The following is an 11,524-nucleotide window of genomic DNA, read 5'->3' on the forward strand; positions in this document are numbered from 1 at the left end:
CCCCCGCCCCGCCTCCACTTCACCACCCCACCCCTCCTGACCACCCCCCACCCTCCGGGCCCGCCAACGCCCCCCACGGCCTGGCCCCCACCCCAGGAGCCGTCTCCCTCGGAGGCCACGCTTCCCCTGGAGGGCGCCTCCCAGGAGTGGACTCCACCCCTGGAACAGGCCCCCCTCCCGGAGGGTGCCTCCTTCCCGGAGGGGGCGCGTTCCCAGGAAGGGGCGACGTCCTCGAAGGTGGCGCTCTCTGCTGAGGGTGCGGCCTCTTCGGGGGCTGGGGGCCCTCAGGAGACGGTTCCGTCGGAGGCGGCGGGGCCGGGTGAGGGGCTGGTCCCCTCGGAGAAGGCGCGCCTCTCGGAGGGGGTACGCCTGGCGCAACGGCCCGCCTCGCCGGAGGCCGCAGGTGGGCCTGGGGAGGGCTCCGGGCGGTCGGAGGTCGTGGTGGAGGTGAGTGACCTCGTAGTACGGGGTCGGCTGTGGTTGGCGGGGCTGCGCGTACGCCAAGGGGAGCGGCTGCTGGTCACGGGCCCGAACGGGGCGGGCAAGAGCACGCTGATGCAGGTGCTGGCCGGGGAGCTGGCTCCCGACGGGGGGACGGTGCGGCGGCCGGCCCGGGTCGGGTACCTGCGGCAGGACCAGGCCCCGGCTGCCAGGGACCTGACGCTGCTGCGGGCGTTCGCCGAGGGCCGGGCGGGTGACCTGGAGGAGCACGCGGAGACGCTGCTGGCGCTGGGCCTGTTCCGGCCGCGGGACCTGCTGCTGCGGATGGGCGAGCTGTCGTACGGGCAGCGGCGCCGGGTGGAGCTGGCCCGGCTGGTGACGAGCCCGGCGGACCTGCTGCTGCTGGACGAGCCGACGAACCACCTGTCGCCGCTGCTGGTGGAGGAGCTGGAGGAGGCGCTGGCCGGGTATGGCGGCGCGCTGGTGGTCGTGACGCATGACCGGCGGATGCGCGCCGCCTTCACGGGTTCGCGGCTGGAGCTCAGGTCTCCCTGATCGCCGAGCCGACTTCGCGGACGCGGTCGGCGAGGAGGCCGAGGGCGCCGACGGCCCGGGTCATCGGGTCGTCGCCGCTTCCGCCGAGCGCCTTGGCGCGCACGTACGCGGCCTTGATCTCGGCCCAGCGGGCGGCCTGGGCGGGGGTGAGTCGGCCGCGGAGTTCGGCGAGTTTGAGCAGGTTGGCCTCGGCGTCGGAGGTGAGGGTCTGGGCCTCGCCGAGGTAGTGGTCGTCGAGCACGGCTTCGAGCTCGTCGTCGTTCATGGCGGGGACGATGCGTTCGGCGAGCTTGTTCATGTTGCGGTAGGAGCCCTGGAGCCGGTAGGGCGGTTCGGTGCGGGCGGCGTCGGACTGGGCGGCGGAGGCGATGTAGGCGCGGTTGTTGGCCAGCACCACCTCCTGGACGCGCAGGAGCTTGCGCAGCACGCTGAGCACCTGGTCGAGCTCGGGCTTGGTGTAGGGGTGCTTGAGCTGGTCGGGGCGCACGCCCTGGTCGCCGCGGGCGAGCCGGACGAGGAGTTCGACGTCGGAGCGGTCGCGGGCGGACAGGGGGGCGAGGACGGCGTTGGAGGTGAGCGCGTTGTCGATGAAGCTGAGCGCGAACAGCTCTTCGCGTCCGGAGAGCACGTCGCCGAGGTTCCACACGTCGGCCCGGTTGGCGAGCATGTCGGGGATGCGGAAGCGCTGCCCGGACTCGGTGTACGGGTTGCCGGCCATGCACACGGCGAACCGCTTGCCGCGCAGGTCGTAGGTGCGGGTGCGCCCGTTCCAGACGCCTTCGATGCGGCGTTGGGCGTCGCAGAGCGAGATGAACTTCTGGAGCAGTTCGGGCGAGGTGTGCTGGATGTCGTCCAGGTAGAGCAGGGTGTTGTTGCCCGTCTCCAGCGCGAACGAGATCTTCTCCACTTCCTGCCTGGCGGTGGCGTCGGGCGCTTCGGCGGGGTCGAGCGAGGTGACGCGGTGGCCCAGGGCGGGCCCGTTCACCTTGACGAACACGAGCCCGAGCCGGCTGGCGACGTACTCCATGAGCGTCGTCTTGCCGTAGCCGGGCGGTGAGATGAGCAGCAGGAGCCCCATCTGGTCGGTCCGTTTGCCCGCGCCCGCCGCGCCGAGCTGCTTGGCCAGGTTGTCGCCGATGAGCGGCAGGTAGACCTCGTCGAGCAGCCGGTTGCGCACGAAGGCGCTCATCACCTTGGGCTTGTACTCCTCCAGCCGGAGCCGGCGGCGTTCGGCGTCGACGAGCTCGCCGCGCCGCTTCTGGTAGGCGCGGAAGGCGGGGACGCGTTCGGTGGCGAACCGCCGGGTCCTGGCCAGCGTCTCGTCGAGGCGGATCTCCAGTGTGCGGCCGGTGATGCGGGTGTGGGCGCCGAGGAGCCCGTCGGCGGTGGCGGTGACGGCGGCGCCGGAGTCGTGCCGGGGCAGGTCGCAGAGCTGTACGGCGACGGCTTCGGTGAGCTCGGGCTCCTGGTCGAAGGCGCCGAGCCAGGCGCGGGCGAGCTGCACCCGTTCGGGCAGCGGGACGGCCTTCAGGTCCTGCTCGAACTCGCGGGTGCGGCCGGGCCCGAGCGCCTGGTGGAACCCGGCGACGAGGTCGCGCGCCGCCTTACTGGTCACGAACCCGGCGGGCTGCCCGGCCAGCTCCTCGACCAGGTATTCGCCGGCCAGGTCGCCGGCGTCCCAGGCTCCGGCGGTCGCCAGGAAGGCCGAGATGAGCGCGCCCAGCTCGGCGGCCAGTGACGGCAGCGCCGGGGTGGGGCCGAAGACGTCGCGGGCGCGCACCAGCGACACGGCCCGGGTGGTCAATGTTTTACGTGAAACCTCGTCGATCCCGTGCGCCCAGAAGAGCTGCGCCCCGGCCCGCGCCTCGGGCGGGTAGCGCAGCAGCCCGGCGCCGTCGCGGAGCCGGACGAGCACGTCGAGGATGGCCGCGGCGTCGTGGTCGTGGACGCCGCGCTCGTACCCCTCGTCGTAGCGGTCCTGGGCGGCCTGCCGTACGAGGGCCTGGAGGTCGGCGCCCGGCACGGCGGCGTCGAGGAGTGAGGCGGCGAGGTGTTCGGCGCGGTAGACCTCCGGCGTCTCGGAGACCAGGAGCTGGTCCCAGAACGGCCGGGTGTCGGCGAACGAGGCGGGGACGGGGGCGCGGTAGTCGGTGCCGGTGATGGCGAAGTGCATCTCGGAGCCGTGCGGCACCAGCGTGAGGTCGATGGGCTGGGTGTTGACGGCGAAGCGGTGGTGGCCGAGCCGGATGGTGTCGCCGCCGTCGGTGAACAGGTCGAGCCGGTCCCGCAGTGCCCGTCCGGCCTCCTGCTGCGCCGCCTTGACCCGGCCGTCCAGCTCCTCGGCGCGTACGGCGTCGCCCAGCTCGCGCAGTTCGGCGGCGACCGAGCGGAGCTTGGTGATCATGGGGTCGGTGGCGAAGTAGGTGTTGACCTCGTCGAGCGTGCCGAGGCCGCCGAGCCGCCGGGTGACGCCGGTCAGGATGCGTTCGGCGGAGGCGAACAGCCGGTCGGCGCGCCGGGCCAGCGCGTCGAGCTGTGACTGCTTGCGGGAGGAGAACGCCTCGTAGACGTCGTCGCGCTTGGCGGCGAGCTGGGCGGCGAAGTCGTCGAACTCGCCGAACCGCGACTCCAGGTTCTCCACCTGGATCATCAGCCGGCCGAGCTGTTCGTCGCAGCTCTCGGGGCTGTCGGCGACGGCGAGCGCGCCGGTGATGGCCTGCCCGAGCAGCGCGAACTCGGCGGCGAACGCGGCGCGGCCCTCGCTGCCGAGCAGTTCGCGCCGCCGTCCGTCGAGCACGGCCCGCGCCCGGTTGACGCCGCCGAGCACCTCGGCGATGCGGCCCAGGATGGCGGTGCGGACGGTGGCGTCGGCGATGTCGAGCGAGCCGACGACCTCGGTGACGACCTCCAGTCCTTCGGCCTGCGTCGACAGCCGGTCGGCGACGGGCTCGGCCTCGGCGGCGGTGGTGATCGCGCCGGCCTGGGCGGCCAGCTCCTCGACGGCGGCGTGGTAGCCGGTGAACGCGTCGGCGCCCTCCAGGAACGCCACCGCGCGCCGGCCCGCCGCGTCCAGCTCGGCGCGCACCTCGGCGGCCAGCTCGTCCAGCCGGGCCAGGTCGACGTAACGCACCTCGCGCAGCGTCACCAGGTGGCCCTGGGCGCGGCGGAGGGTGGCCAGCAGCGTCACCCAGGCGTCGGCGGTCGCGGGCGTGTCGCCGCGCGAGCGCCGGACGAGCTGGGTGACCTCGTCCTCGGCCTCTTCGAGGGTCCGCTCGGCCTGCCGGGTGAGCTGCTCGACGTTCTCGTACTCGTCGAGGACCTGTTCGGCGGTGGCGCGGACGTCGCCGAGCGGGCCGTCCAGGCCCTGCTCGCCGAGCCAGTGGTAGCTGTCGAAGGCGCGCGTGCAGGCGGCGATCAGCGCCTCGAACGTGGCCGCCGACGGCGCCATCTCCTCGATCATCCGGGCGACCGACAGGCAGTCGGAGATGCCGCGCACCAGCTCGGCGTTGCCGATCCGCTCCAGCGGCCCGGTGCCGGCGGGCTGCGCCGCCGCGTAGGTGTCGGAGACGTACGGCGTCTGCCACACCTGCATGGGGTGGACCCGCGTCGGCTCCTCGGAGGTGGCGCGGAAGACCACCATCGTGCCGTCGTCGAACAGCGAGTAGCCGTGGCACACGATGGGGTTGGCCACCTCCTTCCTGATCACGTTGTACGGCAGCAGCAGCGAGCGGCCGTCGCCCCTGGCGTGGAAGACGTAGAGCACGTCCTCGCCGTTGGGGGAGCGCACCACCCGCTCGAACTCCAGGTCGGTCACGTCGGTGTCGAACGTCTTGCTGACGCCGGTGGCCAGGTAGTAGCCGCCGGGGAAGATCAGGCCCTGGTCCTCGGGCAGCCGCTGGCAGGCCTGGCCGATGCCGTCGAGCCTGGTCACGGCCTTGGTGCGGGTGTTGAAGACGAGGTGGCGCCAGGCGGTCTCCTTGTACGGCCTGATCCGCATGAGGATGAGCGGGCCGACGCGGGCGTGCTCGACGTCGGCGTCGGCCAGGCTCTGCAACTGCTCGGTGACGGGTTCGGCGTAGATGCCCTCGCCCGACTCCGTGTTGTTCTCGATCTTGATGGTGAGGTCGCCGCCGACGGTCTCGACGAACACCTCGCCCTGCACGGAGATGTGCGGGTGGCGGCCGAGGACGTGGTCGTCGCGGGTGGTGGGCGTCCACTCGAAGTCGTGGGAGGGCGGGAAGACGTGGTCCCGCTCCCCACGGTTGTCCTGATATTTCGGGACCCCGGTGGGCGTGACCGTCCAGCGCAGCACCCGGATGTCCGCCGGCCCCGTCTTGAACACGGCCAGCAGCTTGCCCTCCACCCGCCTGAGCTGCGCCAGCCGGGTCTCCTTGTAGTAGCGGTAGAGCTCGGCGAAGTCCTTCCTGAACGCCTCGTCGTCCAGCGTCTCCAGCTTGTCCTGGTCGAAGCGGAACGCGTCCCCGTCACGGGTGAACCGGTGCACCGCGAACACGTCCGACACCGCGGTCTCCGGCTTGAGCCCGATGAACACGTTGTAGCCGAACAGCATCACCCCGCCCAGGGAGACGATGTCCCTGGGCACGCAGTTGTTCTCGGTGCGGATCCGCTCGGTGCCCAGCAGCCGCAGCTCGGCGCCGCCGAACACCTCCAGCCGCTGGGCGTTGACCGACTCGGCCGCCTTCGTCAGCGCCTTGGCCTGGGCCCCGAGCCGGTTCCTGAGCACCTCGTAGGTGCCGGCCTCCAGATCGGGCCGGACGTCCTCGGCCACGCGTCAGACCTTCGCCGGGGTCAGCGCCGCCACGGGGGAGTCGGCCACGCCCAGCCGGCGCGCCGTCTCCAGCAGCTCGCCGAGCGGCCCGGAGTCCGGCCCGCCCCGCTGGATGAGCTGCATGAGCAGCGCCGACACGGTCAGGTTCTTCAGGTCCTCGCTGCCGATCCCGCCGACCAGCCGCCCGATGTCCTCGACCAGGCTGGCGCTCCCGTTCAGGTACGGGGTCGCCATCGACCGGACGACACCGGAGTGCTCGACGAAGCCGTCGACCACCTTGCCCGCGGTGATGGAGCCGACGACCTTGTCGAAGAACATCGTGTCGCCGCCGACGATGTCGATGTTGGCCTTGGCCAGCCCGGCGGCCAGCACACCGGCCTGCGACTCGGCCACCTGGCGGGAGACGTCGATCTGCTTGAGCCGCACTTCCTTGTCGGCCTCCAGCCGCAGGCGGTACTCCTCGTGCGCCCGGCTGGCCTCGTCCAGCGCGGCCAGCGCGGCGGCCTTCTCCGTCAGACCCTCGGCCTCGGCCTTGAGCTTCTCGCCCACCGCCGCGGCGGTGGCCAGCGCCATCGCCTGCTCGCCCTCGGCCTTGGCCTTGAGCCGGTCGCCCTCGACCAGCGCCATCGCCTTGGCGCCGTCGGCCTCGGCCCGCAGCTTCTCGCTCAGCACCAGCGCCTCGGCGCGGCCGACCTTCTCGATCGCCTCCGCGTCGCGCTCCCTGACCTGGACGTCGGCCAGCCCGGCCGCGGCCGACTCGGCCTGGATGCCCTCCGCCAGCCGGATCTTGGCCCGGGCCTCCAGCTCGGCGGCCTGCTGCTTGGCCTCGGCGAGCACGAGCTCCTCGCGGGCCCGAAACTTCGACGCCGCCTCCGCGGCCTCGGCGGCCTTGATGCCCTTGACCAGGTTCTCCTGCGCCTCGGCCTCGGCGGCGATGATCACCGACTGGCGGGTGCGCTCGGCCTCCTCGACCACGCGCAGCCGCTTGATGGCCTCCTCCTGCTCGGCCACGGTCTTGTCGACGGCGATGCGCTCGCGGATGACCTCGGCGATCGACCGCTTCTCGGTCTCGACCTCCTTGTCCTTGGCGATGCGCGACAGCTCGGTCTCCCGCTCGCGGGCGATGACCTCCAGCAGGCGGTCCTTCTCGATGCGCTCGGACTCGATGGCGATCACGCGCTCGCGGTTCTTCTCCGCGACGGCGACCTCGCGGGCCCGGTTCTCGTGCTGGACGCCGAGCTGTTCGTCCGTCTTGATGTTGGCGGCCTGCGCCTTGAGCCGCTCCTCGGCCTGGACGCGGGCGATCTCGGCCTCCTCGCGCGCCTTCATGGTCTCGATCTCGCGCTTCTGCTTGATCTCGGCGTCGGCCTGGCGGCGCTGCAGCTCCAGGATGGCCTCACGGGCGTCCACGTTCTGGCGGGTGATCTCCTTCTCCTCGGTGCGCTGGAACTCGTTGGTGCGCACGTGCTCCAGCGCCGTCAGCTCGGTGATCTTCCGGATGCCCTGGGCGTCGAGGATGTTGCTCTTGTCGAGCTGGTTGAGCGAGGTCTGCTCCAGGTAGTCGATCGCCGCGTCCTCCAGGCTGTAGCCGTTGAGGTCGGTGCCGATCAGCCTGACGATCTGGTCGCGGAACTCGTCGCGCTTGGTGTAGAGGTCGACGAAGTCGAGCTGCTTGCCGGCGGTCTTGAGCGCCTCGGAGAACTTGGCGCTGAACAGCTCCTGGAGCGTCGACTCGTCGCTGGCCCGGACGGTGCCGATGGCCTGGGCGACCTTGATGACGTCCTCGGCGGTCTTGTTCACCCGGACGAAAAAGGTGATCTTGATGTCGGCCCGGATGTTGTCGCGGCAGATCAGCCCTTCCCGGCCGGTCCGCCCGATCTCGATGGTCTTCACCGAGATGTCCATGATCTCGGCCCGGTGGACGACAGGCAGCACGATGGCCCCGGTGAACGTCACGTCGACCTTGTTGACCTTCGAGATGATCAGCGCCTTGCCCTGCTCGACCTTCCGGAAAAGGCGGCCGACGAGGATGAGCAGTCCTATGACGATGACCAGGACGACGGCGAGGAATATACCGAATCCGGTGGAGATGACATCCATCAGTGCTCACTTTCGTAAGGCATGACCCAGAAGAATTCGCCGTCTGCGTCGTATTCGAAGATCAATGCGCTGTCGCCGCGGGACAGCCTGTCCTGACCGGTCGTGCGGACCTGGATCACGGCCGAGGAGCCGTCGGCGGCGGTGACTTCGGCCTGGCCGAAGTCGGCTGTCGCCGAGCCGGTGCGGATCACGCACATCTGGCCGACGAAGTCGCCGCGCGAGGGCTGCCGCTCGCGGGGGGCCAGCCGCCGCAGCGGCGCGAGCAGGGCGCGCGTGCCCAGCCAGCCGCCGGCCAGGGCGAGCAGCGGCACGACGGGAAGGGTGGTGATCTGGCTGCCGATCAGCGTCAGCAGCCAGGAGAACGCGATCAGCAGCGAGAGCGTGACGCCGGCCGGCACACCGCCGAGACCGAGCCACGGCGCGTCATGGTCGCCGGTGTCGAACAGGCCGGTCACGACCACGATCCAGTAGCCGACGACCACGATCAGCGGGTAGGTGAAAACGGCCATCGGATAGCTGAATGCGACATGCAGAAACTCGCCCAATGCTGGTTGCCCCGTCCCCCGGTGCGTATCCGTTGTCGGACTATATCGAGATAAAGAGCGAGTAAAGGAAAAAGTTCCCGAAAGGTTAGCTGGCTTGACCTCAAGTGCGGTTGAGGGATCAGGCTGGCCGGCATGAGCCAAGAGATGATGCGGGCCGCGGCGTTCTCCGCCTTCGGCGGCCCCGAGGTGTTGCGTGTGATGGAGCTGCCCGCCCCGCAGGCGGGCCCCGGCCAGGTGCGGGTGCGGATCAGGGCGGCCGGGGTGCAGCCGTTCGACACGGCGGTGCGCGCCGGCTGGACCCCGCCGAACGTGACCGGCGACCTGCCACGCATCCCCGGCAACGAGTTCGCCGGCGTGGTGGACCAGGTGGGCGAGGGCGTGGCGGAGGTGGCGGTGGGCGCGGAGGTGCTCGGCTTCTCACTGCTCAACTGCTATGCCGAGTACGTGGTGGTGCCCGCCGGTGACGTGACGCCCAAGCCGCCGGAGCTGCCGTGGGAGGTGGCGGGCGGGCTGACCTCCGGGGTCCAGTCGGCCGAGCTGGCCATCGACGGGCTCGGCGTGGGCGAGGGCGACACGCTGCTCGTGCACGCCGCCGCCGGCTCGGTCGGCACCGCGGCCGTCCAGATCGCCCGGCGCCGCGGCGCCACCGTGATCGGCACCGCCCGCGAGGAGAACCACCCCTACCTGCGCGAGCTCGGCGCGATCCCGGTCACGTACGGGGACGGGCTGGCCGACCGGGTGCGCGAGCTCGCGCCCGGCGGGATCGACGCCGCGCTCGACGGCGCCGGCGGCCACGCGCTGGAGGTCTCGCTGGAGCTGGTCAAGGACCGCTCCCGCATCCTCACGCTGGTCGAGCACGGCAAGGCCGCCGAGCTGGGCATCAAGGTCACCCAGGGCGTCCGCACCGCCGAGCGCCTCGGCCGCTACGCCGCCCTGGTCGCCGCCGGGGAGTTCGTCTTCCCGGTGCGCAGGACGTACCGGCTGGAGGAGGCCGCGGACGCGCACCGGGAGAGCGAGGCCGGCCACGGCCGCGGCAAGATCGTGATCACGGTCGGCGCCGCTGGTTGAACCGGCCCACCTTGGACCGGTTGCCGCAGACCTCCATCGAGCACCAGCGTCGGCTGCCGTTCTTGCTGACGTCGAGGAACCACAGCACACACTGAGGGTTGGCGCACTTGCGCACTCGTTCCGGCCGCTCGCCCAGCACCCGGGCGAGGTCGGCCGCCGCGGCCCAGGCCGCGTGCCAGTCCGCCGCGTCGACCACCACCAGCTCGTACGGCCCCGCCTCCCCGAGGCGGGGCCGTCGGCCGCCGTGGTCGAGCACGGCGTTGAGCCGGTCGGGAGGGCCGCCGCCGAGCAGGGTGCGCATCGCGTCGCGGGTGGTCACCAGCCGGTCGCGGACCCGCTCGGCGTCGTCCGCGCCGGGCAGGTCGTGGTCGGCGAGCCAGGCGCGGACCCCGTCGAGATCGTCGAACTGGTCGAGGAGCCCGCCCTGCTCCACCCACACGGTGTCGACCAGGTCGAGCCCCAAGGGCTCACCGCGCAGCGGCCGGATTCTCACTACTAACCCCTGAAACGAGTTTGACCGGTTATCGACTGCCATGCTATCACTTAACCGTCTAAACCATTTTGACCGGTTAGGGGTTGCTGTGACCATTCGCTATCGCACCACCGTCGTCGACGGGCTCGACGTGTTCTACCGCGAGGCCGGAGACCCGTCCGCGCCCACGCTCGTGCTGCTGCACGGCTTCCCGACCTCGTCCGTCGCCTACCACGAGCTGATCACCGAGCTGGCCGACGAGTTCCACCTCATCGCGCCCGACTACCCGGGGTTCGGGCACAGCTCCGCGCCCGCCGCCGACGAGTTCACCTACACCTTCGACCGGCTCACCGACGTGGTGGACGCGCTGCTCGACTCGCTGGGGCTGCGCTCGTACGCCCTCTACGTGCACGACTACGGCGCGCCGGTCGGCTTCCGGCTGGCCCTGCGGCACCCGGAGCGCATCGCCGGCATCGTCACGCAGAACGGCAACGCCTACGAGGAGGGGCTGACGCCGTTCTGGGAGCCGTTCAAGAAGGTCTGGGCCGACCCGTCCGCCGACGTCGCGCCGCTGCTCGGCCTGCTCACCCCGGAGGCCACCCGCTGGCAGTACGCCCACGGCGTGTCCGACCTGTCGCTGGTCAACCCGGACAAGGCGGCGCTCGACCAGGCCAGGCTCGACCGGCCGGGCAACCACGAGATCCAGCTCGCGCTCTTCCGCGACTACGGGACCAACCCGGGGCTCTACCCGCTCTGGCAGGAGTACCTGCGCGAGCACCGGCCCCCGCTGCTGGCCGTCTGGGGGCGCAACGACGAGATCTTCGGCCCGGACGGGGCGCGCGCCTTCGCCCGTGACCTCCCGGACGTTCGCATCCACCTCCTGGACGCCGGCCACTTCCCCCTGGAGACCCGGGGCCGCCAGATCGCCGGCCTGGTGCGCGACTTCCTGCGCACGCTGTCGGACCGGCCGTAGGGCGGGCTACCGCTCCCGGGGCAGCACCCGGAAGCGCAGGTGGACGGCTTCGCGGCCCTGGGCGGTCCGCAGGATCTCCAGGTGCACGTGCCGCTCCACCTGCTCGAACAGCCTCGTCCCGGCGCCGAACAGCACCGGGACCAGGTGGATGGACAGCTCGTCCACCAGGCCCGCCCTGATGCCCTGGCAGATCGTCTCGGCGCCGCCCATGATCGCGACGTCCTGGCCGCCCGCCGCCTCCTTGGCCAGCGCCACGCCTTCCTCGATGCCGGGGGCGAACTCGTACACGCTGTTGGCGGGGACGTCGTCCGGGACGCTGTGGGAGACGACGATCAGCGGCAGCCGGGCGGGGCCGGACGGGCCGTCGGCCCGCCAGAAGCGCAGGGAGGCGTCGTAGGTGCGGCGCCCGGCGACCATCGCCCCCATCGCCGGGACGTCGGCGACGGCGCGCTCGCCGAGGTCGAAGAACCACTCGTGCAGCCGCTCCCCGCCCACGCCCATCGGCTCTTCCGGGGTGCGTCCGTCGGCCTCGACGAAGCCGTCGAGGGACATGCTGATGTCGGCGATGACCTTGCTCATGG

At 71.6% G+C, this 11,524-nt stretch carries 7 protein-coding genes and 1 pseudogene; 3 read left to right on the forward strand and 5 right to left on the reverse strand.

What is annotated here, in order from left to right:
• Positions 1-304 precede the first annotated feature (304 nt).
• Positions 305-996 (forward strand): annotated as a pseudogene (locus tag ACBI99_RS38210) (ATP-binding cassette domain-containing protein); the annotation flags it as partial.
• Here the strand turns inward: ACBI99_RS38210 and ACBI99_RS38215 are convergent.
• The 3 genes from ACBI99_RS38215 to ACBI99_RS38225 are packed head-to-tail and all read right to left on the reverse strand — an operon-like array spanning position 983 to position 8,430.
• Positions 983-5,785 (reverse strand): DNA repair ATPase, encoded by a 4,803-nt coding sequence (locus ACBI99_RS38215; protein ID WP_375074710.1) that lies wholly within the window; start codon positions 5,783-5,785, stop codon positions 983-985. The pseudogene ACBI99_RS38210 and the gene ACBI99_RS38215 overlap by 14 nt on opposite strands.
• 3 nt (positions 5,786-5,788) lie before the next feature.
• Positions 5,789-7,885 carry a flotillin family protein gene (locus ACBI99_RS38220; protein ID WP_219519273.1) on the reverse strand — a complete coding sequence of 699 codons (2,097 nt, stop codon included), beginning with the start codon at positions 7,883-7,885 and terminating at the stop codon, positions 5,789-5,791.
• Positions 7,885-8,430, reverse strand: a complete 546-nt coding sequence (locus tag ACBI99_RS38225; RefSeq protein ID WP_357591172.1) for a hypothetical protein — start codon at positions 8,428-8,430, stop codon at positions 7,885-7,887. The genes ACBI99_RS38220 and ACBI99_RS38225 overlap by 1 nt, the downstream gene beginning before the upstream one ends.
• A gap of 132 nt (positions 8,431-8,562) precedes the next feature.
• Between ACBI99_RS38225 and ACBI99_RS38230 the strand changes: the two genes are divergently transcribed.
• Positions 8,563-9,498, forward strand: a complete 936-nt coding sequence (locus ACBI99_RS38230; RefSeq protein ID WP_375074711.1) for an NADP-dependent oxidoreductase — start codon at positions 8,563-8,565, stop codon at positions 9,496-9,498.
• On the opposite strand, the gene ACBI99_RS38235 is transcribed toward ACBI99_RS38230, so the two are convergent.
• Complete coding sequence (locus ACBI99_RS38235) at positions 9,476-9,991, reverse strand: CGNR zinc finger domain-containing protein (protein ID WP_375074712.1); 516 nt, start codon at positions 9,989-9,991, stop codon at positions 9,476-9,478. The two genes, ACBI99_RS38230 and ACBI99_RS38235, sit on opposite strands and share 23 nt — an antisense overlap.
• Positions 9,992-10,079: 88 nt before the next feature.
• Between ACBI99_RS38235 and ACBI99_RS38240 the strand changes: the two genes are divergently transcribed.
• Positions 10,080-10,943, forward strand: coding sequence for an alpha/beta fold hydrolase (locus ACBI99_RS38240; RefSeq protein ID WP_375074713.1), 864 nt, complete (start codon positions 10,080-10,082; stop codon positions 10,941-10,943).
• A gap of 6 nt (positions 10,944-10,949) precedes the next feature.
• Here the strand turns inward: ACBI99_RS38240 and ACBI99_RS38245 are convergent, their stop codons facing one another.
• A complete protein-coding gene (locus ACBI99_RS38245) occupies positions 10,950-11,522 on the reverse strand; it encodes a dihydrofolate reductase family protein (protein ID WP_219519298.1) in 573 nt (190 codons plus the stop codon).
• Positions 11,523-11,524 lie beyond the last annotated feature (2 nt).

Origin of the sequence: Nonomuraea sp. ATR24, from assembly GCF_041950485.1 — a bacterium.
GTDB classification, from domain to species: Bacteria; Actinomycetota; Actinomycetes; order Streptosporangiales; family Streptosporangiaceae; genus Nonomuraea; species Nonomuraea ceibae.

Excerpts from the sequence above, each read along its gene's own strand:
- ACBI99_RS38220 (WP_219519273.1), bottom strand. The coding sequence starts at position 7,885 with ATGGATGTCATCTCCACCGGATTCGGTATATTCCTCGCCGTCGTCCTG.
- ACBI99_RS38245 (WP_219519298.1), bottom strand. The coding sequence starts at position 11,522 with ATGAGCAAGGTCATCGCCGACATCAGCATGTCCCTCGACGGCTTCGTC.
- ACBI99_RS38230 (WP_375074711.1), top strand. The coding sequence starts at position 8,563 with ATGAGCCAAGAGATGATGCGGGCCGCGGCGTTCTCCGCCTTCGGCGGC.